The sequence below is a fragment of the Acinetobacter sp. SFB genome (genome assembly GCF_001647545.1).
In the GTDB taxonomy this organism is placed as follows: domain Bacteria; phylum Pseudomonadota; class Gammaproteobacteria; order Pseudomonadales; family Moraxellaceae; genus Acinetobacter.
Genome location: NZ_LSZH01000012.1, coordinates 171,907 through 196,793, shown reverse-complemented (window position 1 = coordinate 196,793; position 24,887 = coordinate 171,907). Strand labels below are relative to the sequence as shown.

19 protein-coding genes and 1 tRNA gene are annotated in these 24,887 nt (G+C 38.0%); 6 read left to right on the top strand and 14 right to left on the bottom strand.

What is annotated here, in order from left to right; genetic code table 11:
- Positions 1-222: 222 nt before the first annotated feature.
- Positions 223-1,017 carry a type I methionyl aminopeptidase gene (gene map / locus AY606_RS08255; protein ID WP_067866993.1) on the bottom strand — a complete coding sequence of 265 codons (795 nt, stop codon included), beginning with the start codon at positions 1,015-1,017 and terminating at the stop codon, positions 223-225.
- A 359-nt stretch (positions 1,018-1,376) separates the two neighbouring features.
- Between map and brnQ the strand changes: the two genes are divergently transcribed.
- Both brnQ and AY606_RS08245 read left to right on the top strand, forming a co-directional pair.
- On the top strand, positions 1,377-2,663 hold the full coding sequence (gene brnQ / locus AY606_RS08250) for a branched-chain amino acid transport system II carrier protein (RefSeq protein ID WP_067866991.1): 1,287 nt from the start codon (positions 1,377-1,379) through the stop codon (positions 2,661-2,663).
- A 487-nt stretch (positions 2,664-3,150) separates the two neighbouring features.
- Complete coding sequence (locus AY606_RS08245) at positions 3,151-3,393, top strand: hypothetical protein (protein WP_067866989.1); 243 nt, start codon at positions 3,151-3,153, stop codon at positions 3,391-3,393.
- 73 nt (positions 3,394-3,466) lie between these two features.
- Here AY606_RS08245 and AY606_RS08240 read toward each other — a convergent pair whose 3' ends face one another.
- Positions 3,467-3,931: a hypothetical protein gene (locus tag AY606_RS08240; protein ID WP_067866987.1), complete on the bottom strand. Its 465-nt coding sequence runs from the start codon at positions 3,929-3,931 to the stop codon at positions 3,467-3,469.
- 117 nt (positions 3,932-4,048) lie between these two features.
- On the opposite strand from AY606_RS08240, the gene AY606_RS08235 reads away from it, so the two are divergent.
- Entirely contained in the window at positions 4,049-4,909 is an 861-nt protein-coding gene (locus tag AY606_RS08235) for an alpha/beta hydrolase family protein (protein ID WP_067866985.1), read from the top strand.
- Between the two features lie 286 nt (positions 4,910-5,195).
- On the opposite strand, the gene AY606_RS08230 is transcribed toward AY606_RS08235, so the two are convergent.
- The 7 genes from AY606_RS08230 to AY606_RS08205 form a co-directional block, all read right to left on the bottom strand.
- Entirely contained in the window at positions 5,196-5,417 is a 222-nt protein-coding gene (locus AY606_RS08230) for a hypothetical protein (RefSeq protein ID WP_067866982.1), read from the bottom strand.
- A gap of 166 nt (positions 5,418-5,583) precedes the next feature.
- Positions 5,584-7,686, bottom strand: coding sequence for a P-loop ATPase, Sll1717 family (locus tag AY606_RS08225; protein WP_067866980.1), 2,103 nt, complete (start codon positions 7,684-7,686; stop codon positions 5,584-5,586).
- Positions 7,687-7,746: 60 nt separating this feature from the next.
- Positions 7,747-10,386, bottom strand: a complete 2,640-nt coding sequence (locus AY606_RS08220; RefSeq protein ID WP_067866978.1) for a bifunctional aconitate hydratase 2/2-methylisocitrate dehydratase — start codon at positions 10,384-10,386, stop codon at positions 7,747-7,749.
- Between the two features lie 103 nt (positions 10,387-10,489).
- Positions 10,490-10,627 (bottom strand): hypothetical protein, encoded by a 138-nt coding sequence (locus AY606_RS16100; RefSeq protein WP_155858147.1) that lies wholly within the window; start codon positions 10,625-10,627, stop codon positions 10,490-10,492.
- A gap of 56 nt (positions 10,628-10,683) precedes the next feature.
- Positions 10,684-10,953 carry a hypothetical protein gene (locus AY606_RS08215; RefSeq protein ID WP_067866976.1) on the bottom strand — a complete coding sequence of 90 codons (270 nt, stop codon included), beginning with the start codon at positions 10,951-10,953 and terminating at the stop codon, positions 10,684-10,686.
- A 160-nt stretch (positions 10,954-11,113) separates the two neighbouring features.
- The gene (locus AY606_RS08210; protein ID WP_067866974.1) at positions 11,114-11,473 is read right to left on the bottom strand and encodes a hypothetical protein; all 360 of its coding nucleotides are present in this window, start codon (positions 11,471-11,473) and stop codon (positions 11,114-11,116) included.
- A gap of 156 nt (positions 11,474-11,629) precedes the next feature.
- Positions 11,630-11,706 (bottom strand) — tRNA-Met (locus AY606_RS08205).
- A gap of 566 nt (positions 11,707-12,272) precedes the next feature.
- On the opposite strand from AY606_RS08205, the gene AY606_RS08200 reads away from it, so the two are divergent.
- Positions 12,273-12,482, top strand: coding sequence for a cold-shock protein (locus AY606_RS08200; RefSeq protein WP_053577989.1), 210 nt, complete (start codon positions 12,273-12,275; stop codon positions 12,480-12,482).
- A 577-nt stretch (positions 12,483-13,059) separates the two neighbouring features.
- Here the strand turns inward: AY606_RS08200 and AY606_RS08195 are convergent.
- Together AY606_RS08195 and AY606_RS08190 are read right to left on the bottom strand one after the other, a co-directional pair.
- Positions 13,060-17,574 carry a translocation/assembly module TamB domain-containing protein gene (locus AY606_RS08195; RefSeq protein ID WP_067866972.1) on the bottom strand — a complete coding sequence of 1,505 codons (4,515 nt, stop codon included), beginning with the start codon at positions 17,572-17,574 and terminating at the stop codon, positions 13,060-13,062.
- Between the two features lie 22 nt (positions 17,575-17,596).
- Entirely contained in the window at positions 17,597-20,323 is a 2,727-nt protein-coding gene (locus tag AY606_RS08190; RefSeq protein WP_067866969.1) for an autotransporter assembly complex protein TamA, read from the bottom strand.
- A gap of 178 nt (positions 20,324-20,501) precedes the next feature.
- On the opposite strand from AY606_RS08190, the gene AY606_RS08185 reads away from it, so the two are divergent.
- Positions 20,502-21,824: an MFS transporter gene (locus AY606_RS08185; RefSeq protein ID WP_067866967.1), complete on the top strand. Its 1,323-nt coding sequence runs from the start codon at positions 20,502-20,504 to the stop codon at positions 21,822-21,824.
- A gap of 4 nt (positions 21,825-21,828) precedes the next feature.
- Positions 21,829-22,464, top strand: coding sequence for a 2-polyprenyl-3-methyl-6-methoxy-1,4-benzoquinone monooxygenase (gene coq7, locus AY606_RS08180; protein ID WP_067866965.1), 636 nt, complete (start codon positions 21,829-21,831; stop codon positions 22,462-22,464).
- Positions 22,465-22,546: 82 nt separating this feature from the next.
- Here the strand turns inward: coq7 and AY606_RS08175 are convergent, their stop codons facing one another.
- The 3 genes from AY606_RS08175 to folB all read right to left on the bottom strand — a co-directional run bounded on the left by AY606_RS08175 (position 22,547) and on the right by folB (position 24,869).
- A complete protein-coding gene (locus tag AY606_RS08175; RefSeq protein ID WP_249409232.1) occupies positions 22,547-23,116 on the bottom strand; it encodes a DedA family protein in 570 nt (189 codons plus the stop codon).
- Between the two features lie 978 nt (positions 23,117-24,094).
- Positions 24,095-24,532 carry a 2-amino-4-hydroxy-6-hydroxymethyldihydropteridine diphosphokinase gene (locus tag AY606_RS08170; protein ID WP_067866961.1) on the bottom strand — a complete coding sequence of 146 codons (438 nt, stop codon included), beginning with the start codon at positions 24,530-24,532 and terminating at the stop codon, positions 24,095-24,097.
- Positions 24,489-24,869, bottom strand: a complete 381-nt coding sequence (folB, locus tag AY606_RS08165) for a dihydroneopterin aldolase (protein WP_067866959.1) — start codon at positions 24,867-24,869, stop codon at positions 24,489-24,491. Before folB ends, AY606_RS08170 begins: the two co-directional genes overlap by 44 nt.
- Between the last annotated feature and the right edge of the window lie 18 nt (positions 24,870-24,887).

The window sequence follows — 24,887 nt, the reverse complement described above, 5'->3', positions numbered from 1 at the left end:
TGAAAAAGAAACTACAGCTAGAATCTATAAGGCTATAGTACAAACAAAATACAGAAAAATCTAATATTTAATAAATATCATGAAAAAAAATAAAAAAATATTTATCAAACTAAAACAATAATTTAATTTTATAGCTCATCGTTTTTAAAACTTTATTAATACACGAAATAAAGTTATTTCAATTTTAAATTAAAACAGACTATTTCATTTGAATACTGTCAATTAAATTTCAGGATATGAACCTGTACCTTCTGGCCAAGGAGATAACAGCTCAAAACCGGTATCAGTCACAGCAACCATATGTTCCCATTGTGCAGTCAAAGAGCGATCTGCTGTAACCACGGTCCAGCCATCTTTAAGCTCTTTTACACGTGGCTTACCCGCATTGACCATGGGTTCAATGGTAAATACCATGCCTTTTTTAAGTATAAGCCCCTGACCCGGTTGACCATAATGCAGAACATTCGGTTGTTCGTGGTAAACCTTGCCAATGCCGTGACCGCAGTACTCACGCACAATGCTATAACCTTCACGATGTGCAATCGACTGAATCGCAAAACCGATATCACCGAGCGTTGCACCCGGTTTCACTGCATGAATACCTGCTACCATCGCTTCATAGGTCGTTTCAACCAGTTTTATAGCTTCAGGCTTCACTGTACCGACGTAATACATACGACTGGTATCGCCAAAATAACCATCTTTAATAATTGCAACGTCAATATTGATAATATCGCCATCTTGCAAAATGGTCGTTGGCGATGGAATACCGTGACAAACCACTTCATTGGGTGAAATACAGGTGGTTTTGGTATAACCATAATAGCCAACATTGGCAGGAATTACTTTTAAAGTATTTACAATGAAATCATTACAAATATCATCCAGATATTCTGTACTTACGCCCGGCTTGACATACTTGCCTATCATTTCTAAAACTTGAGCAGCCAAACGCCCTGAAATACGCAGTTTCTCGAGATCTTGCTCAGTTTTAATCGTGATAGTCGAAGCTTTCATGGCATCATCCTCATAAATAAGGCTTATGATTATAGCCCTTTTGCTAATTTTTTGTTTAATTACAGTGCATAAAGGAAAAACGATATTATCTTGCAAGATTTTAATGACTGATTTTTATACACTTAAACTGTCATTACAAAAAATTTAAATAGAGCACAAGGCTTTCAAAAAAAAGACTATTTTTCCTTATTTTCTTATTTTCCATTCAATAATCAACAATATAAATCAACCTAAATTCAGCCATTGGTTCATAGCTTTGTATATGCATATAAATAAAAGCCATAACCAGAATAAAATAAATTACCAAAATGCTTTTCTATCCTCTAAAATCGCTTTTTTGATCAATTCCTCTCCCTTCTATGACAAGTCTCCGTACAAGAGATATTATTGCCTTAGGTTTCATGACATTTGCACTTTTTATTGGTGCCGGCAATATTATCTTTCCTCCGATTGTAGCTCAACAAGCGGGTGAACATGTATGGTTAGCTGCTTTAGGTTTTCTCATTACTGCAGTTGGTCTGCCTGTTATCACCATTATGGCGTTATCGCGTGTAGAAGGATCCATCCAGAATTTAAGTTCTCCTTTAGGTAAAATCGCCAGTCTGATTTTAACTATCGTGTGTTACTTAGCGGTTGGTCCTTTATTTGCAACTCCACGTACAGCAACCGTTTCTTATGAAATCGGTTTTTCTTCTTATTTTGGTACAGAAAGTAGCAGCCTGCTCATTTACAGTGCAATTTATTTTGCCGTGGTGACTGTTGTATCTTTATACCCAAATAAACTGCTCGACACTGTAGGTCACTTCCTTGCACCCTTAAAGATCATTTCTTTAGCTGTGTTAGGTATCGCTGCGTTTGCAATTCCTGCTGGATTCATTCCACCTGCAATTGATAACTATGTGACTGCTCCTGTTTCTGAAGGTTTCGTGAATGGTTACTTAACCATGGACACTTTAGGCGCATTGGTCTTTGGTATTGTCATTATTCACGCGATTCATTCACGTGGTGTAACTGACAAAAAACTGGTGACTAAATATGCAGTGATCGCAAGCTTGATTTCTGGTGTCGGTTTAACGCTGGTTTATTTAAGTCTGTTCAAATTAGGTTTAGGCAGTCACGAAGTTGCTCCAAATGCAGCAAATGGTGCAGTGATCCTGCATGCATATGTGCAACATGCGTTTGGTGATGTTGGCTCTCTGTTCTTAACTGGAATGATTTTCCTTGCCTGTATGGTTACCGCCATTGGTTTAACCTGTGCATGTGCAGAATACTTCTCTGAACTAACTAAAATTCCTTATAAAATCTTGGTTTTTGTTTTGGTTGGCTTCTCGTTCATCATTTCAAACTTAGGTTTAACCAAACTTATTGCAGTGTCTGTACCTGTGTTAAGTGCAATTTATCCACCAGCCATTGTCGTTATTCTACTGAGCTTCTGCTGGAAGTTTTTCAATAGACCTACTTACGTTGTTGCACCTGTAACTGCGATTGCATTTTTATTTGGCATACTGGATGGACTTAAAGTTGCAGATTTTAACTTGCCTGAAATCGTTCAACATTTACCTTTAAATGCACAAAATTTAGCATGGCTAATCCCGTCAACTGTTGTGCTGATTATTGCTATTGTGATCGACAAAGTTAAAAAATAACCGAAAACTGAGGTCATTAAAATCAAGTTTTACCCAAACATGATTTTAAGCGTGATCAATAAAACATCCTGTTTTACCCAAATAGAGTTTTATTGTTTACATCCCTGAATACACAGTTTTCTGTATAAACACCATTCTAATAATGCTCGATAATTAATCGTTATTCTTCTCAACACCTCCTCACTTAGTATGCCGTATTTTCAGCTAATGGCATCAATATTGCTTTCTTATATATCTATCTCCTATTGTTGAATAAAGCTTATTTATTGCAAAGAGATACCATAAAATTTGGTGGCTTTATGCACTAAAAAATAGCTAATGTGTACATTTTGAATAAAATCCGTATATGAATTTATGCATTAACATAGTTTTATTACAAAATAATGACAATAGCTATTGAAATGCCGCTAAATAACCAGTACAACAATAGATACTAATCTGACTAAAACAATTAGGTTTAGGTCAAAAAATGACAGGAGGGGTGGAGATGTTATCATTACATTTCAATAAAGAAATCTTCATTAACGCTCTAAAAGCAAATAAGAACATGGTCACCTATTTGAGTACGACTGTTGCTCTGCTCGTGACATTAATTATTCATGGTTTAATTCAAGGTAATTTAAAGCCTGAATACTTTTTGTATGCTTTTATTGTTTCGATTGCCTTTTACATTTGGGCTGTGGTCGATCAAAAGTATCGTCAACAGAAACAAATTAATTCTACCGAATAAAAGATGGGTGACTCTCACCCATCTTAAAAAAAGCCAAGAAAAATTATAAATATTATCTAGTTAATCTTCTTAATCAAAATCCATTCAAGCCCATTATTGCACCAAGCAATAACCCTGCTGTCGCTCCCAATTCGCCAACCACCAAAAAAATCATTGCACTGCTAAGCATCCATTTTGGCAAATGCCAACGCCCCATTTGATGCGGCTGTTTAAACTGGTTACTGGTATCTTTAAGCCAGCCATGCAATACATAACTTAAAATTAAAAAACTAAAAAAGAATAGATTAATCAGTATGAAAATTAAGTTAAGCCCTTCAGACCAGACTGAAAAATATGCCAATACCGCAAGAATTAAACTGGAGGGCGCATAAAGCAAACTGCTTCTATGCGCAATATCGACATAATAATGGGCACGCGCCTGTTCAGAATGTCGTATTTGGTAATATTTCCATACCCCAGTCAGCATGCCAATCCAAAGAAAAATACCGCTAAATATAATGGCAAGCGAAACAGATTGATCTAAACTTCCTATATCCATTGATTTATATCCATATTTTTAGAATGCTATTCTGACTTTAAAGTCATCATTTGCGCAAGTTTCTTTTTGGAACTTGGGTACAGTATTAGCAAGATAAATTTATAGAATGTTCTCAATATGAGTATTTTTGAAACATTAGAAATCAGCTGCAAAGATGGATATTCGCTTAGTGGACGTTTTTACCCCAATCAAAATCCAAGTCAAAATAATTATCCTGTTTTAATTTGCCCTGCAACTGGCATTACCCAGCATTTCTATCAGGCTTTTGCAGAATGGCTGGCTATGCAAGGTTATGATGTTTTAAGTTTTGATTTCCGTGGTATTGGTCGCTCCCTACACGGCCCTTTAAGTAAGTCTGAGGCCAGTATTGTCGATTGGGGACAACTGGATATTCCTGCAGCAATAGACACCTTGTTATGCAAGACACAAGCGGAACAGGTCATTTTATTGGGTCATAGTGCAGGCGGGCAGCTTTTAGGCATTGTGCCAAACTATCAAAAAGTTGCCAAAGTCATTGCAGTTTCTGGCTCGACCGGACATGTGAAGGATCTAAAAGGCAAAACCAAATTGCTTGCCCCTGTCATGTTCAATATTATTTTCCCACTGGCGCGTATTACCAAAGGCTATGGTCCAACCCAGGCCATGGGTATGGGTGAAAACCTGCCTAAAGATGTGGCTAAACAATGGGCGCAATTTTGCAGCAAACCGGGTTATGTCATGAATGCGATGGGTAAAACCGTATTTGAAGATTATCACGCTGACATTGATTGTCCCATCACTGTGCTTTGGTCTTCAGACGATGAGATTGCCACGTTTGCAAACGTGAAAGATTTACTGCGTTTATACCCGAATGCAAATACCCAGATGATCGAACTCAAGCCTAAAAACTATGAGCATAAAGCCATTGGTCATATGTTGATGTTTAAAAAATCGCATCAAAACTTATGGCCGGTAATTGCACAGCAGTTGGTGGTTTAGATCAGATATAGATAGTTATTTGAAGGCTGCTGTGTTCTAATACACTTAGTTTGAGATGAGCCTCTTACAGTATATGGGCTTGACCTGTATACGACTAGCCCCTAACCATGGGGCTTTTTATTGTCTGAATGTTTTACAACAGACATTAAAAATGGGCTGACGATGATATCAACCCTTTTCTAGATGCAAGGATCTTAAATAGATGATTAACCAAAAAATGCGATGGTCATTTAAACCCCAATCGCGTTAATAATAGTTTTTAAAGATATATTTACTCAATAAACGATTAGTTAGATTTGATGTCATACACCCAATTTCGAGCTTCTTTGTCTGTGGTTGTTTCACACACATAGTAGTCATGATTCCACGCCTCTTGATGGAAGATTTCTTTCTTAACGTAAGTCACATTTTTTGACTTTTCGACACAGACAAAGCTATCGCCTTGGTCTTTGACTTGAGTTCCATTGAGGAAACCACCAATACAGAGGAAGCGGGATTGTTTTGCCATTGTTACATCAACTTTTTAAATCATTTTACAATATGGGGATTAAACGATTTATTGGATGAAGTGTAAAGTAGAACAATCTGCATAAATAAAAATGTGCATAAGTCCAATATCTAACCCGTACTATTTTTACTCATAAATCATTAGTTATTATCTTAGAGATAAATAATTATTTAGTTTTTCTACCCGACTTCTGAGATAAATAATTCCTCTCATACGTATCAATGAGCTTAGCCAAATTTTTATCAATCACATCATATTTCTCAGGTGTTCTTAACTTACTTAACATACTTGCCAAAAATTTCGCATTCAGTTTTATAATTAATTTTTTCTGCTCATTAAATATTTCTTTGCACCAATCCAACTCAGCACCACTTTTAGGTTCATTCAATTCACTTTTAGAAATTATAAATCCTAAACTTCCATAATTCCTTGCTAGATATGTAGACATTTGCCTATATTCAGCAGAACTAACCTCCTTAAAATTTTTTACTTCAAAGACAACTTGCCTAACTCCATAGTCTGCTCTAATCCTTTTCCATACAGCTGAAGCCTCAATATTTGTTGCAACAATATCTCTTCGTTGTGTAGCAAAACCGTTTGGATGCAGTTCAAAATTATCTAAATGAGAACTAAAAATAAGTTTTAGCACATTAAAACACCAATTTTCAAAATCGGAGGCACAATCCTTGCCGTCCTCGATCTCAACTAAAGCTGAGATTAATTGTCCAATTTTCTGTGACCTTAATTCAGGTGCAAGAGATGTAACTTGGATCTCATATTCATCGTTGATTTGTTCTGCATCATCTGGAGATAAAGCATTTTTAGACAAATTTAGTGCTATCCAATAACAAGGATGTATTAGTACATTATCATTTTCTCTAAACTCACGATCTGGATTTCGCCCATCATGACAAAATGTAAAAATATTACTTTGCTTATCATATATTCCTACAAACCCCACACTATAAAGAGCTCTCAGCACCCCATCTGCACCTAATAAACCGTAGTCAACTTTTTCTTTTTCATTTAAATTATTAATTGTCGTGAAATATTTTTCTACATGATTTAAAACAACACTAACTGACATTTTTGATGTCGTTCCCATAAAAGCGTTAACTGACGGTTTTATAGAGGGGAAAATTGTATAATATTCTTTTTGTAAATCATCTAAACGTGCTTTAGAGATCATTTTAGCAGCAGCTTCAATATCTCTCATTATTAAAGTATCTCTTGTTTCCGACAAGCTTTGATAAAAGGCTTTATTTAGTAAGGAGATGATATCTCTTGGTCTATAAAGAGTAAATTGTAGACATTTTTTAAATCCATCTTCACCTCTAAGTTCGTTTCCAAGACCTTGATCAGCAGTTACCCTTTCCCATATTTTTCTTGAATTTTCCAACTTCAGCTCTAAGCTTGAATTTATACGCTTAGTGACTAAATTAAATAATTGCCTTACATCCCAATGAATTCGAATTAATTCCCCTTCAATATTTCTTGTATAATCATCGTCATATCTCGCAACAGATCTTATGATATTATCTCGTTGAAAAATAACTACTCTAATTTTTTCAAATTTTTTATTTAATTCCACTCCAGATAATATTGTCCCCGAAACTATTGCTGCACCTATTTCATCATTTTCATAACCTTCATCTAATTTATCTACCAATATATAAATATTGTCTCTTTTCTTCGGTAAATTTTTATCAATAAATTTTTCAATATCTTGTAACTTTAAATCAAAGCTCAAATAACCTAATGCTATATCAGGATCCTCATGACGCTTTATTACTTCTTTAATTTTTAACGCAAGTCTCATAAAAAAGCTTGATTGATGAAGTTTGTTCCAATCATTGAGTTCTCTGAAAATAACCATATCATTATTACAGATTTCTTTTAATTTATAATCTCTTGCAAATGCATTTAATATTTCCAAATAGAAGCCATACTTTACAAATAATTTAGATGCGGCCCTAGCTGTCGAATAACTTGAATTAAAAAATGAGAATATTTTTCTAAAAAAAATCGTCTCTTGATCTTCTGGGGATATCGATATTGTGTAATTTTTTTGATTTCTCCATACTTCATTTAACTTATAAAATATTGCACTTTTACCTGTACCACGACGACCAATAACCACTGTAGCATCTTTAGATTCTATTAATGTCCTATATGCAGCAGTTTCTATAAAATTTACTTTCAAATTATCTTTATCATTTTCAGCAATTTGATCACCCAGTAAACTTGCTCTTATTGTTTTTGATTGCATAAAAAAGACCCCACTATTGTGAGGTCTTTTTTAACTCATTTTTGCATCAACTTCAACCAATTAAGTCAACTGAGCAGCAGCAATTTTCTTAGTATCAACATTCGCAGCAGCGTCTGTGTAGTCGCTCATTTTGTCAAAGCTTAAGTATTGATAGATGTCAGCTGACATGCTGTCAATTTGAGCTGCATATTGTTGGTATTCTTCTGGGCTTGGTAATTTACCAAGTACAGCAGCAACAGATGCAAGTTCAGCAGAAGCCAAGTAAACATTAGCGCCTTGACCTAAACGGTTCGGGAAGTTACGAGTAGAAGTCGAAACACAAGTAGTGTTCGGAGCTACACGTGCTTGGTTACCCATACACAATGAACAACCTGGCATTTCAGTACGCGCGCCAGCTTTACCATAGATGTTGTAGAAACCTTCTTCCATCAATTGACGTTCGTCCATACGCGTAGGCGGAGCAATCCACAAACGAGTCGACAATACGCCACCAGGAACTTTCTCAAGCAACTTACCAGTTGCGCGGAAGTGACCGATGTTAGTCATACATGAACCAACAAATACTTCGTCAATTTTCACGCCTTGAACGTCAGACAATAATTTCGCATCATCTGGATCGTTTGGACAGCAAAGAACTGGTTCAGTAATTGTTGCTAGGTCAATTTCATACACTTTCGTGTATTCAGCGTCAGCATCAGCTTTAAGAAGTGATGGGTTCGCTAACCATTTTTCCATGTTTTCTACACGACGAGCCATTGTACGCGCATCGCCATAACCTTCAGAAATCATCCATTTCAACATCGTAATGTTTGATTTCAGGTATTCAGCAACTTTCTCTTCAGAAAGAGTGATAGAACAACCCGCAGCTGAACGCTCAGCAGAAGCATCAGAAAGTTCGAATGCTTGCTCAACCGTTAAGTCATTTTCCATTTCTGTTAAGTCGATCTCAAGGATACGACCAGAGAAGATGTTTTTCTTACCTTTCTTCTCTACAGTTAAGTCACCTTGTTGAATCGCAACGTAAGGAATTGCATGTACAAGGTCACGTAGAGTGATACCAGGCTGCATTTTACCTTTGAACTTAACAAGAACAGATTCAGGCATATCAAGTGGCATAACACCAGTTGCTGCAGCAAATGCTACAAGACCAGAACCCGCTGGGAATGAAATACCAATTGGGAAACGAGTATGCGAGTCACCACCAGTACCAACAGTATCTGGAAGAAGCATACGGTTTAACCAAGAGTGAATAATACCGTCACCTGGGCGTAAAGACACACCACCGCGGTTCATGATGAAATCAGGAAGCGAGTGTTGCATTTGAACGTCAATTGGTTTTGGATACGCAGCAGTATGACAGAACGATTGCATCACAAGGTCAGCAGAGAAACCGAGGCAAGCCAAGTCTTTCAATTCGTCACGAGTCATAGGACCTGTAGTATCTTGCGAACCTACAGTCGTCATGCGTGGTTCACAGTAAGTACCTGGAAGTACACCTTGACCTTCAGGAAGACCACAAGCGCGACCAACCATTTTCTGTGCTTGAGTGAAACCTTTGCCAGTTGCAGCAGGTTGAACCGGAACACGAAACAAAGTAGATACTGGAAGACCTAAAGCTTCACGCGCTTTAGTTGTCAAACCACGACCAACGATCAGGTTAATACGACCGCCAGCACGAGCTTCGTCTAGAAGTACAGGCGTTTTAAGATCAGCTTCAGCGATTTGTGCGCCATCTTTGAACGCAGTTACTTTAGCAGCAGCATGATCAATTTTAAGAACGATTTCGTCGCCCATGTTCATGTTGCCAACATCGATCTCGATCGGTAACGCACCAGCATCTTCCATCGTGTTGAAGAAGATTGGAGCGATTTTAGAACCTAGGCAGTAACCACCGTCTTTTTTGTTCGGAATGTGCGGAATGTCATCGCCGAAGAACCAAAGTACAGAGTTAGTTGCAGACTTACGGCTTGAGCCCGTACCAACAACGTCACCTACGTAAGCAACTTGGTTGCCTTTCGCGATAAGTTCTTTAATTTGATTCAGTGGACCTACTTCACCCGGAACTTCTGGGTTGATGCCATCACGTACGTTTTTCAACATCGCATTTGCGTGCAATGGGATGTCTGGACGGCTCCAAGCGTCTTGAGCTGGAGACAAGTCATCTGTATTTGTTTCGCCAGTGACTTTGAAAACTGTCAATTTAATTTCAGATGGAACGTCTGGACGCGTAGTGAACCATTCAGCATCAGCCCAAGACTGCATAACAGCTTGTGCATTTGCATTACCCGCTTTTGCTTTATCTGCAACGTCATGGAACGCATCAAATACTAGAAGTGTTTTTTTCAACGCTTCAGCAGCAAGCTCAGAAAGTTCAGCATCATCAAGAAGAGCAACTAAAGGCGCTACGTTATAACCACCAAGCATAGTACCTAGTAAGTAAACCGCACGTTCTTTAGAAATTAATGGAGAATTTGCTTCACCTTTTGCTAAAGCAGCCAAGAAAGCAGCTTTAACATAAGCAGCTTGGTCAACACCCGCAGGAACACGGTTTTCTAGCAAATCAACTAAAAATGCTTCTTCACCAGCGGGTGGATTTTTTAATAGCTCAACCAAGTCAGCTGTTTGAACATCATCAAGTGGCTTAGGTGGGACTCCGAGTGCGGCACGTTCTGCAACGTGTTGGCGGTAAGCTTCTAGCACGGTGTTATTCCTCTTTTTTAAAAAATTACCTGTGAATTCCAGCTTGTATAAAGCTTCACAAATAATATGGACTGCTAAATTTTACTAAAATTCCAGTTAAAAGTTAATGCGCTACCAGTGTTTCTTCGTGATGCCCATTATTTTCTAAATAAATGATGCCCATATTGATCAATGAATCAGCAGGTTCACCCCAATGTACACCTTTAAGGATGATAATAATTAACTTTTGACTGAAACTCATACATAAAAAAGGCAACCTATATGTTGCCCTTTTTTTAAAAAGAAAAACATTCAACCTTAGTGGACTGTTGTTGCATTCATATATTCACGTAAATCATCGCGACAACCTTCAAATTTAACCTGAATTTCATCTTCATGCAGCATAGCATGGTCTGCGCTGGCAAATGAAATATGAACCTGATAAAGCTTCGTTTCTTGATCAATCATATGCTGAAGATAGACTTTATCGCCCAAACTGAGTACGTAATGACTTCCGCTCATCACGACAGCACCCTGTTCATCTTCTAAGAGCAAGTCTGCATTATGTAGATAACCCACAACGTCCATATAGCGCTCCTTAGCGTTTTTTTTTGTTGTTATTTTGATTATTCACTATTTATATAAGCTTTTCTATATTTATGATTTACTCAAATGTCACAATTTATGCCGAACATACTTAGGCTATTTTTAGACATTTAAATAACTGCCAATATAAAAAAACCGTTCCTTAGAACGGTTTATAATCTGGCATTTTATCGTGCGGAGTCGCGATACATTTTTCTATGATTTTTTGCTTGAATTGATTACGGCTTGCTTCAGGCTCTGCAGTAATTTCAGCTAATGGAAACGCATACACTTGTTCAATAATATCCAAGATGAATGTTTTGGTCGTTGCATCTTCAATTTTACTGGCATGTTCTAATGCGGCTGCTTTATCAATTGCATTTTGACGATCATACATAATTGTATTTGCAGCATTTCCCACACTTTTACAATAGCCTTTCCACTGCTCTTCAGCAGTTAACGGTTTTTTTTCAGCACAACCGACCAAAGCAACCAACACCATTAAAGTGAATAACTTGTTCATGAACCTTCTCCTGTTGGCTCTATCATAATCAAAGTTAAGGAAAATACGAAATAACTCATCGCTTATATAGCAAAAATCAAATTTCAGACTCAAATAAAGGGCATAAAAAAAGCCTAATCTGTGTAGATTAGGCTATAAACTCTTTTATTCTTTCGTTGGTAGCGGGAGCTGGATTTGAACCAACGACCTTCGGGTTATGAGCCCGACGAGCTACCAGACTGCTCCATCCCGCATCAACGAGTTAGCTTTATACGCCCTAAATCATAACAAAGCAAACTTTATTCCATTTCAATTGAAAAATAACGCATTTAGGCAGTCATTGCCCTGTTTTAAGCCCTAAATTCAAAATCATAAGACCCATGAAACTATAATAAGGAATGCTTAAAGTCGTTATGCCAGTATTTTTTTATGCCTAAGATAAGCAATCTAGAAAATTTAAGTCATTTTTTTCAAATAAGGTTTAAATAAAACAGTTTACATTCATGCAATAGAGTCTATTTATAATTTTAACTTAAAAAAATTAAAATATAAGAAACTGATTTATAATAAATAATTATTTAGTTACACATACAACACCTATAAAAAGCATCAATTATTAAATATTAGCTTGCACATTCTTAAATATGCCTGTATTCTTTATCTCAACTAGAAAAATAGTTTTGTTCTGGTAAATCTTTTTGTATTTCGCAGTTTTAGTCATAATCCTTCGTTTTTCAGATTTAAAGTTCCATTCATATTTTCAAGTTAACATCCGGTTTTTTATTAAGCCAACAAATATTAAAGTTTATAGGATTGTATTATGTCTAATACTGTTAAAGGTACTGTTAAGTGGTTCAACGAAACTAAAGGTTTCGGTTTTATTCAACAAGAAAACGGTCCTGACGTTTTTGCTCATTTCAGCGAAATCGCTAACTCTGGTTTCAAAACTTTGGCTGAAGGCCAACAAGTTGAATTCAGCATCACTCAAGGTCAAAAAGGCCCGAATGCTGTAAACATCGTAGCACTATAATTCTAAAATCATCCTTACATCTGTAAGGATAGTTTAAGAGTAAAAAGCGAGAGTTCACTCTCGCTTTTGTACATCTAAGCTTTATAAAAATATTTTTTCTATAATAAATAAGAGCTCTATTCTCAAGTCTCTCCTTTTGAATTTTTTACTCTCCTCATTGCAACTTTCATCTTTAAATCTTACGCTAATAGTATTTACAATCAGTATATTTAGTCATCAAATAAGACGTATTTTTAATTTAACTTTTATAATCCACACCAGTCAAGCACCTCAATTTTATTGTGTATGAATTGGTATCGGGGATATATGCTGCCTGGTTTTATTCATATGTTTTTTATTAACTGGCTTGGTCGGTTTCACAGCAGAGATTTATTTAGGTCACCTTTTTCTATACACTAGAATTTTAATGACTCTTACTACGCTTATTTTTATAAAATCTAAAAAATTATATAATACCCTATTTTTATAATGCTTAATACTTAGATAAAATGAAAAGCTGCTCATCGGTATAGGTGAGCAACTTTTCAGCTATCTTAAAACAAATAAAATAAATTAAAAAACTATATTTTTCATAAATTTAGAATCTCCAATTGTAGAATACATCTATTGCTCGCTCTAAGGACTGGCTCGCTTCTAAATACAATCGCTTGTTCATTTGATAACGCAAGGTCAATTTATTCACAGGTGTAAACACACCTACGCCATAACGAATAAACAAGTCTGGGGTAATATAACCCGTCACACTGACTTGGGTATCATCACCTGTTCCTTGTGCATCGAGTGCTAAACCACTCAAGCCAAAGGTACGACCAATTTGATTGGTTAAGGCACGTGTACCGCCCAAGCCCAGACTAATTCCTGCGGCAGCAATGGTATTGTTTACATCTGACTTAAAGCCCTCTGACTGACTAATACCACTGGTACCTTCATTAATGCGACCAGTAATAATGGCGTTTAAAGCTTCCTGTTCAGATAAACCAGCATCGTTATAGACCTGAATATTTGGGCTAGTTGCCGTTCCGGTAACCCGCACTCCCACAATATTTCCTTGTATACTTTTATTGGCATCAACATCTAAGGTTGGGTTATATAAAGGTCCATTAAAACGGGCAATCGCACGATTCAAATCCAGACTTTGCCCGTAAGCTTCAATTTTTACCTTTTGACTAACCCCAATTGCTCCATTGGCCCGCATTGCGGTTTCAAGCCCACGTTGTGATAAATATAAACGTCCGAGTAGTGGAATACGACTATCAAAACCTTGGAAAATCACTTGATTGCCTAGATTTACCATAACATCTGCACGAATATCCCATGGGCGAGCGGCTCTCAATATCGCGAGCTGATCTTGCCCTTCATGAACAATACGTACATCAGACGATACATTGATCACCGGCGCTGAAGCTTCAGGCAGAGAAATTAAGGCACGCGGAACTTCAACCTTACCATTTAAGCTTAACTTTTTCTGGAATGGCAAGACATCTAAAGTTAAATCTGGAGTGACTACTGCCGTAATTAACGGTGCTTGGCGAATCAACAGGTTTTCACCTTTTAAATGCAATTGAATACGCGGATCATTTTTCCAATCTATATTACCCGTTAATGCCCCTACACCTTGACCACTATTAAATGCGCCATTAATACTGGCATGATCTTGGCGAATTGATGAATAAACCTGAATATTGTTTAAATTCACCGGCAATGAAATCATACTGATCGCCCCATCTTTCAGGCGCATTTCACCATTGAATAATGGCTGAGTGAGTGTTCCCGATATTTTCCCGGCAAATGACAATGTCCCAGCAAGTGACCGAATATCCTGGATAAAGGGTTTAAAGACTTTAAGTTGGACTTGGTCAAAAGCCACTTCACCGCGCATGGGTTTGTTGGCTTTATAAGGATCAATAATCACATTGGCATAACCTGTACCAATTTCAGGGGTTTTAACATCTAAACGAACTTGTAGACCTTCGGATACACTTTTCGCAATTAAGCCAATTTCGTTATAGCTTAATGTCGAACCAATATCTTGGGGATCTTCTGCTGCCAAGCCAATCACGCCATTGCGTGTTACCAGTCTTGCATCAATTTTCGGTTTGACACCTTGTGCCCATGCAACTTTTGCGTATCCATTGACTTTACCGGTAATGGCCAGACCTTCAGGCATAAATGCGGCAAAGTCATTTAAATCGACATTTTGGGTAACAAAGGACACATTACCTTTGGTTTTACTGACACGAATCGGTTGATCGAAACACAATTGGCTTTGCTGACTAGACCAGCAATGGGCACCGACAAATAATTCAGATTTTGCAGTACTGTATATGACCGAGGCATTTTGACGCTGGACTAAACGCGCACGCAAAGAGTCAAAATCACCTTTCTGAATTTGTCCCAGCCAATCATTCTGTGCATTAAAACCACCTGCCAATTGCACATAAAATTTGGAAATTCTGTTCTCGGCCTGAACTTTTAATATATGGGCTTTACGCGTGCCTGCCAGTGAAATTTCACCTTGTTGAATCTCACGCGAACCACTACGCAGACTTTCCATTTTGGCAGTCATGAGCGTTGGCGTAAGTTCCGAGGTGGGTAACTCACCCTGTACACGTAATTTTTTAACACTGAATAAATTATTAAAACCAAAATCATCTACTGCCAGATTTGCCGTAGCGCGCAAGCGTGGTTGAGATTGCACATTTAAATAGCCATACGCACGGCCACGAAGCCCACTATAAATTTCATACAAGGCAGGTGCATTAATTTTTAATCTTAAGTTTTGTGCATTACCCATCGCTTGAATCTGGTTTTTTGCATAGGACAGATACAAATTATTGGCTTCAAACTGTTTAGGCAAGAAGCCTTTTTGATTTGAATCAATCACCATCGCCAAATTCCCTGTTCCACGAACAGGTTTATTATTAATGATACCGGCCAAATTCAATTTTTCGATATTAATGCGTTTTAGTGTATCGGACCAAACACCTTCAGTTTTCACATTACCAGATAGTTCACCACGTACAGATGAGACAAAATAATGCGGCTTAAATCTAACCAGAGACGCATTTACGTTCCAGCCTATGCCATTTTTAAGATGGACCAAACCACTGGCAAAAATTTTCCCTGCAATACCTGCATGCTGCAATTCAGCAATTTTGATCAGTTCAGGTGTGCCTGAAACTTTAAACTTAAGTAAGCCTTTACTTGCCTGAACATGACTTGCATTCAGTGCACCATCATAATTCACAGCAAAACTTTTAAAACCACCGCCTGACTTTTCATTGTTGAAAATCAGCGCCACCGTACTACGCCCGGTTAAGCGGACAGTTTCATTGTTATTTTGCTGTGCAAGACGGCCCGTTAAGTTAATTCCATTTAACTGAATAATTTGCTGATTTGGCTTGGCGAAACCAGTAGCTTTGATTTGTCCATTGAGCAAGTTTACCGGTGCAGCATCGACTACAGTTTGTGGATTAAAATCTTTGGCATTAATGGTAGCATTCCATTTTAATTGGCGCTTTTCACTCGGCAACTCCACTTTGCCACTTCCGCTTATGCTGCCTTTACCTGCTGCATAGCTGAAGCTTGGTACATTTAAATTATTATTTTTAAGGTTGAGTTTCGCCTTGTAGAACCCTTCAGGCAATATTCCTTTATCATGTTTAGTCACAGCCGTTGCGACATGAATATCTTGACTGCCTTCCACCAAGGCCATTTGGACATCACCTGATTTACTGCTTAACCAGCCTACATAAGGTACGGCGCGGTCAATATTTTTCCACGCAACATCAAGTAGCATCGGATTGGGCTTTTTGCCTTTTTGCTCGGCTTGATCGAGTTTGATATTCCAGGTTTCATACCGGTCAAAATCAACCAATGCGGTTAAATGCATACCTTTGTCTAAACTACCTTTAGAGGCAATTTTACCATCCAGACTTGGCGGTAAAAAATCTTGGACAACTTGAGGGATCAGTTTGTCTTTAGGATTAATCTTGTCCAGACGACCATTCATATCCCAAGTCACCAGATCTTTCCAGCTCACCACACCTGCAACATTCACGGCACCATTCATGAGCTGGCCATTTAAATTGCTAATCTCGAGCTGATGAACTAAATCGGTATGCATACTACCGTTATACTGACCTTGTGGAATATTTTTACCACTCAAATCAGTCGCAACATCGATATTTAAACGCTCAATATCACCATTAAATTTCGCCACACCATCTTTACTAAACAGCTTTTGTTCAGTCATTAATGGCCAGTGATATTGTTTGAACTGCAACTCGCCAAACATCGGCACATGTTTACGTACCGGATGAAGCACCACCCAACCGGTTAACAAATCCGGTGTATTGGTTGCCACGCCCGCCTGAATCGTATCTAAAGTACCTCGAGCCACCACTTTAATATCATGAATATTCAAGCTTTTATTCAAAGATGGTATATTCAGATCACCAACAGCATTTAAAGGATACTTTCCTTCAAACTTCATATCTCCTGTGGCATTTTTTACTGACAGATAGCCCATATCCATGCGCGAATCTTCAAACTTGAGTTCTGTACCTGACCAAAGTGCTTCATTTAAATGAATATCATTAAATTTAACGCTGGTGGTTGAAGTTTTAATCAATAGATGATCAACATCTGCCGTGTCCAAACGCAAAACAAAAGGCAGACGGATTTCATTAAATTTAAACGGTTCATCACTGGGTGGGTTTTTAGTGATAATTTGCAGATTACGCACATCTGCACGATTCAAATGAATTTCTTTGTTTAAAATGGCACGCCAGCCCAAAGTCACTTCGGCACGATCAATCTTGACATCCACAGGTTTTAAAGTGATCAGGATATTTTTTAGAATAATGCCTTTTAACAGATTACCGCCTTCATATTCATAATGAATAATCTGTTGGCGCTCCAATACTCGATCCAGTAAAAATTTACTGCCTTTATCGGTAGTAAACATCACAGCGAAGGAAGCAATAAGCAGAACCAACACTATAAGGAGTGTGAATAACACACTCCTTAAAATGCGACGTTTTTTTGGTCGAGGGGTTTCTGTCTCTGGTTGCTGGTCTACTTCAGCCATAATGCTCTCTAAAACTTAAAATTTATAATTGTGAACCAATAAAGAAATGAATACGGATCGGATGATCATCATCAGAAATACCTGAAGCCACATCTATACGAATTGGACCAATTGGCGATGCCCAACGAACCCCTAAACCGACACTATATGCTGTAGGCGTATTGAAATCTTTGTCGTATGCATTCCCCACGTCACTAAATACAGCTGCACGCCAGCCTTCTTTAAATTGATAGTTATACTCTAAAGAACCTACCGCTAAAGCTTGGCCACCCAGTTTAAATCCATTTTCTTCTGGCGATAAACTTTTATAATCAAAACCGCGAACAGTTTGGTCACCGCCTGTAAAATAGCGCAGGTTATAAGGAACTTTGGTAAAATCTTGTGCAAAGATATAACCGACGTCACCACGTCCCACAAACTGATGGTTATCGTTTTCCCCCAATGAATAGATAAAGCGCCAACCCGCATTCACAATGGCCATATCTGCATCGGACAGTAAACTTTCACTGCCGAGTTCTACTTTATACGTCTGTTTAAAACCTTTGCCTGGATTGACACGTTTATCACTGGTGGTACGAGAAACCTCATAACCAAATAGTAAGGATTGTTGCTGTTCATTGGTGTTTGCTAAAAATGCATCAGGAATTTCTTCAGAATCTAGCACACCATCTTGAGTAATACGATCTAACCGATAACGCATACCAAACGTATGTTGCCAGTTTCCGCGCGGTCTTTTAATAATTCGATCCACACCCGCAACAGCAGATTCAATCATCAATCCATTGCCTTGGGCAACATCTTCCCGTTCTTCACGCTCATAACCGCCCACCAGACTAATATAGTCATTTAATGGATGGTGATAAGGAATATTATAACGGCCGTCAATCGACTGGCGAATTTTGGATAATTCCAAGTTGGCATCAAATGAATGCCCACGGCGGTTTACAATGGCACGGCGGTACTGACCACGAATACGTGCACCGGTATCACTACCATAACCGGCACCCACTTCGGCACTGTTTAAACGGTCTGCGTTTAAAGTCACGATGACTGGAATTTTCTTTTCTTCACGCGCTTGAGCTTTTAAACGTTCTTCTTCAGACTGTTTGGTTTCTTGTTCTACTTGTGTTCGATACAGATTTTGATTAGCTTCTGTACCGGTCTTACCCGCAAATTGTGTTTCATCCACAACCGATTGAGTCACTTCTTTTGCAGAAACAGTCTGTTTTTTATCCTGAACACTGGCTTCATTTTCCGATATTTTTTGCTGATCTACCAATGCTTGAATGTCAGGTGGAAGCTCTAACTGTTTTTCAATCGGATCTGGTTTCACTGCATCAACCAAGGTGTAGTTAAAATAACGCGAGTTGGTCAAGTTGTTTGCCAAGCCATTGACCCGCCAAAAGGTATAATCAGCGCCATCTTCCCACGACACCATACTTTGCAATACATCCATATCGATTGGAAATGGTTTCGATGCATCACTCATCCGAAATTCTACGGGTCCTAGTTTATAGCGATCACCTGTTTCATAGCGTAAATTGATATCTGCGGTATTTTGCGGCTGAGCAACTTTTACATCATGCAAACGCCAGTAACTGTCAAAATAACCATTGTTGACCGCGGCATCATTAATACGTGTTTTGGTTTGTTCATATAAACCATGATTCAAAATATCACCGACATCTTGATCGGGTAGTACGCTGATCACCTGGAACTGCGCTTGTTGTTCACCTGCGCCACTAAATTCTACATTTTGTTCTTGAATCAGCACAGGTGAATTAGGGGTGACATTGACCCGAACCCGATTCTCACTCAGTTTCTCAAATTTAAATTTGGCATTATAAAAACCGACTGCTTGAGCTGCCTGATTTGACATGGTTCTTAATTGTGGCAGTGCTGAAGGAAAATCACTAAAGGATTCTTGGGTAAAACTGGAAAGCTTGCCCTTAAGATTATCTTTTAAATTTTCCAAGGCTTGAGTATAAGCTTTACCTGAAACCTCACTCGGGTTTTCAGCTGATGTAAAGACGACATCCGCACTAATGCGTGCAACTTTTGCAGTATTCAATTGACTTGATGGTCGTATCTTATAGAGCCAACGCTTAAACAAATTCGGTTCTTTGACTTCATCTGCAACCGCTAACTCGGGTAAAGTTATTCCCGCTTCATTGGCTTCAACCACAATTTTACTATCGTCTTGAATGCTCGACATCAATTGATCAACATTCACGGGTGCTTGATTAATTTCTACCAGTTCTTGTTGAGTCGCGTCAGAAACCACCACTTCATTAACTTGTCCAGCACGATATTGCTGCGCCTGATTTTTCGCATTTTCAGCTTCACGAAAAATTTCGTCTGCCATGGCTTGGCTGACGGGGGCAATGGGAAGTTCTTCTAAATCTTCAAATCCAATCGGTTTAAATTCTTCTAAAGTTTGTCCAGCCTGTTCTTGTTGTTGCAGCATTTGCAAACTATCCAGCTCAGTTTTATTTTCCTGAAATTTTTCAATTTTTTCTATTTCTTCAGGACTATCCATTCCTTGCTTAACAGCTTCACTCTTGAGTTGTTGTTGAAATTCTGGTTGAGTGACCGTTGAATTAGGTTCTGTTACTTGTGCAAAACTTTGTTGAGCAAGTAATATTAAAAAGAGACTAAAACAAAATTGTTTATGTTGGTCATCCCACTTTATGAAAGAGCTGACACTTAGTGTAAGAGTCGACTTTTTAAAATTCAGTTTTGAAAGCATAAAGAACTCTAAACTAATATAATATTTATAATGGAAATCACCAAAATCGGCTTTCGAACAAGCACAAATCTATTGGAATTTTCACAAAAGTATAGGTTGAAAATATAATACATGATTTTTTATAGTATTTTACCAAATGCTCACATTTCTTAATAAAACTTAATGAAGCCCATAAACCATGGAAAAAAATGAACATCTTTTAGCTACACGTCGATTTTTACCAATGTTTGTCACTCAATTTTTCGGTGCACTGAATGACAATGTCTATAAACAATCCCTGTTACTGGTCATTACCTATGGTTTGATCAATCAGCAAAGCGCCAGCGTCAGCACCCTGAATAATCTCGCAGCCTTATTGTTTATTTTACCCTATTTTATTTTCTCTGCCACAGCCGGACAGATTGCGGATAAATATGAACGTTCACAACTGGTACGAGCTATTAAAATACTCGAAATTGTGATTATGCTGATTGGTTCTGCTGGCTTTTTACTCGGGCATTTATGGCTATTGTTAACTGCTTTATTTTTAATGGGTGTGCATTCGACCTTCTTCGGTCCAATCAAATATGCCATTTTACCTGAAATTTTAAAACCCAATGAACTCATGTCCGGAAATGCCCTGTTTCAATCTGGCACATCCATGGCTATTTTAATGGGTATGATTTTAGGCGGAGCAGTGATTTCTGCATCAGATGGCAATCTGGTCTGGATTAGCCTGACGGTGGTCACTATTGCTGTTCTAGGCTATATTTCGAGTCGTTTTGTTTTACAGCAAAATGTCACTTCCCCCGACATTAAAATTGACTGGAACTTTTTCAGAACCAGTTTTCAGACATTAAAATATGCCAAAAGCCTACCCATTATTTTTATGATTTTATTGGGTAATTCCTGGTACTGGTTTTATGGGGCAACCTATCTGACCCAGATTCCCCAGTTAACTCAACAAAACCTGCATGCCTCGGAAAATGTAGTCAGTCTACTTTTAACCTTCTTCTCTGTCGGGATTGGTGCCGGTTCATTATTGTGCCGCAAAATTGGCGGTACAGAGGTAAATTTAAAGATGGTCCCCATTGGCGCCATTGGACTAACGGTTTTTGCTTTTTATTTGGCAGCAAGTTTAGCATTTGTGCCTGAACGTAGCGGTGAAATGCTAGGTTTAAAAGAGGTCTTTAGCCAAGGCTGGAGCTATTACCATGTCATGCTGGCTGTGACATTACTCGGGATTAGTGGCGGTTTTTATATCGTACCTTTATACGCCATGATGCAAGCCTTTTCTCCACGCTCACATCGTGCACGTGTAGTAGCGGCGAACAACATTTTAAACGCAGTATTCATGGTATCCTCGGCTATATTTTCGATTATCATCTTAAGTATATTCAAGATTGATATTAAAATACTTTTCAGCATTACTGCTATTCTAAGCGCAATTTTCACTACATGGCTCCTGTTTAGGCTTAAGCCTATGCTTGCAGAACAGCAAAAAGACGTTTCAGAGGATTAATTTTATGCGTGAATATACCGGTATCGACAAATTTATTCATTCGTTTGACCAGGCGCTTCGCAGTCTGGTTCCCGGAACGACCTCTGCACATCGTGAAAATCCCGGCAATACTGTGGAAACCCAACTTGGTGTCAGTGAAGCACGTCATGTTGCAGGCTTAATGCGGGTGAATCATAGCGGCGAAGTATGTGCACAAGCCCTTTATCATGGTCAGGCTCTCACTGCAAAACTACCCAATGTACGCCATGAAATGGAACAGGCCGCCATTGAAGAACAAGATCATTTGGCTTGGTGTGAAGACCGTTTAAAAGAACTGGATAGCCATACGAGTTTACTCAATCCGGTCTGGTACGGTCTGTCCTTTGGTATGGGTGCTATTGCAGGAATTGCCGGTGATAAATACAGCCTGGGTTTCGTAGCTGAAACTGAACGCCAAGTCAGTCTACATTTAGAAGACCATATCAAGCAGTTGCCGGAGCAAGATGAGCGTTCACGTAAAATTCTGGTACAAATGAATGAAGATGAGTTACATCATAGAGATACAGCATTGAATGCTGGCGGTGTGGATTTACCTGCACCGGTACGTATTGCCATGACTGGCATTTCCAAGTTGATGACCAAGACCAGTTACTATATTTAACTGGTTTTAAGTGATTTAATGCCCGCATGATTGCGGGCTTTTTATGCTTTTTTCTAATTTTCTTGAACTTGATTTTTTTAAATTATTTTTTGCGGTAATAAGTACAAATGCTGTAAGCACCACGTACTATCAAAATACACGCAATAACACTAGCGACAATATAAAAATCGTGATGATAGGGTAAGTTTTTCTGCCAGAATACATGTAACCAATGACTCACTTGCAAACCCACACTCACAATTACAAATGCCCACATAAAACAGGCAGCAATATTGACCAGCATGTATTTCAACACAGGATAGCCTTTGATCCCAATTGAAATGGGTAAAATTGTACGCAAGCCCCAAGCAAACCGCATCAGAAAAATAGTTAATACAGGATAATCTTCAATAAACCGACTTGATTGCTCAAACTTTTGCGCCAATTTTGGTCTCTTTTTAATAAATTCGATGCCATAGTGTTTGCCGATGTGGTAATAGAGTTGATCACCCAAAAAGCCCCCCAACATGGCCACAATAATTAACCACCAGAAATTAAAGATATGCTGATGTACCGCATAGGCTCCCAGCATAAGAACAGTTTCACCTTCAAAAAAGCTACCTATAAAAATGGCAAAATAACCATAGTGTTGGATGAGATCGGTCCAGTTCATCATTTCTTAATATGTTTGATAATCATTTTACTATCTTCACCATGTTGCTATTCATTGCCAAGACAAACTTGGTAGCTTTTTTAAGCATATATATTTCATCAGCAAAATAAAATAATTTCTCTGCCTATTTTGAAATCAAGTCACTGAATATATGTAAATTATTTTCAGAAAAATGTGTGTTTCAAATTATGAATAATTCACAGCATTATCGCTTATGTTTACCCTCCAGGAGATTGTGAAAATCGTCTATAAGCTGTATTCCACAATAATTGATCATTTATAAAAAAAGCCCAACTTCCTGTTGGGCTTTTTCGTATTTGCTGATTAAGTACAACGCCTGTCGTACCGCACATTCCTTATGTTGTTTTTTATTCTTTTTATTGTCTGGAACATCCTGTTTTCTATGTATCCATCATAGGAAATTTCATTCCGATCGTATAGCTGCAAAGCACTGGAATCGTTGTAAGCATATGCCTACAAAGCAGGCTAAACTCTGTCCCCCCTTTTATCCGTATAAATTGGGGATAATTAGAGCAGTTGATGAATTGATAACACACAAGAAAACATTCAATCGGTTAAATATCAAGCATTCCTATTGGCGGAATATAGCATTTGTGATAAAAAAGCTGACTTGTTTCCAAGCGGACTTTTTATAGTTTTTGAGCTTAGCTTAACTCCTATAACAACATGAAAAATAATAATTTATTAGGCTACCTTATTATTCATTTAAAATCCTGTGCTTGACTATGATTAAAGATCCTAGTCTGCAAAGATCAGGCTCTGTAAATGATCTATCACCTTCTCTGCTTAAGATTTGATTATTTTTTATAATTTTAATCCGTCAGTGTTTATCAACACTCACTTATTTCCATAGTTTTTGTTGTTAAAGCCAATTCGTATAATCCTTCTAGATTAAAGTCATAATTTGCTTAGGCTATTTTAAAAAATATAATCATTATCTGATGAACTTAGTAAGCTTTAATCTACCCAATGCACAATTGGAAACTGATGTTGCTCATGTTGAAACTCGACACTCTGCCAAATATCTAGCATCGGAATTTTGACATCAGTTGCCAGAGGTAATTTCTTCGGATTAAATTGCATACGAGACAAGTCTTCTCCCCATGCAATCAGATCCACATCTAAAGAAATTTGATGTGATGGGCGTACACGCCCCGAATCATCTTCCATTTTTTTGAGGATAGCTGTCATTTCATCTAAGCTAATTTTAGTTTTGAGTAAACACGCAGCATTCCAGTAGTCTGCACCCACGCCATCGCGACATGGAATTAAATAAATTTCAGAGAATTGAACCTGTCCAATTTCAGCAATCTGGGCAAATACCTGCTTAAAATGGTGTTCAGGATGACAATTACTCGCCAGAGCTAAGGCGAATATCGTTTCGGTGGCGTTCAAGACGAATTCCTACAGAATTTGCTTGCGCGATAATGGCAGGCTTACGGATCGTAATCATAATCGATTCAACCGCAGGAAAGGTAGTAAAAAGCGCATTGAGAACAAGCTTTGCTGCATGTTCAATCAATTTTGGCTGTGCTTTTTGAATAACCGTGGCAGAAATTTCGCAAATTTCCGCATAATTCAGCGTATGTTCCAGTTCATCAGAATGAGAGGCCTGTTCCAAACTTGTCTGGATGGTCATATCAAGCATCAAAGGCTGAATGATTTGACGTTCCCAATTGAAACATCCCACCACTGTCTCGACCTTTAAACCTTCAATGATAATTGCATCCATGTTTTTATCCTTTACTGA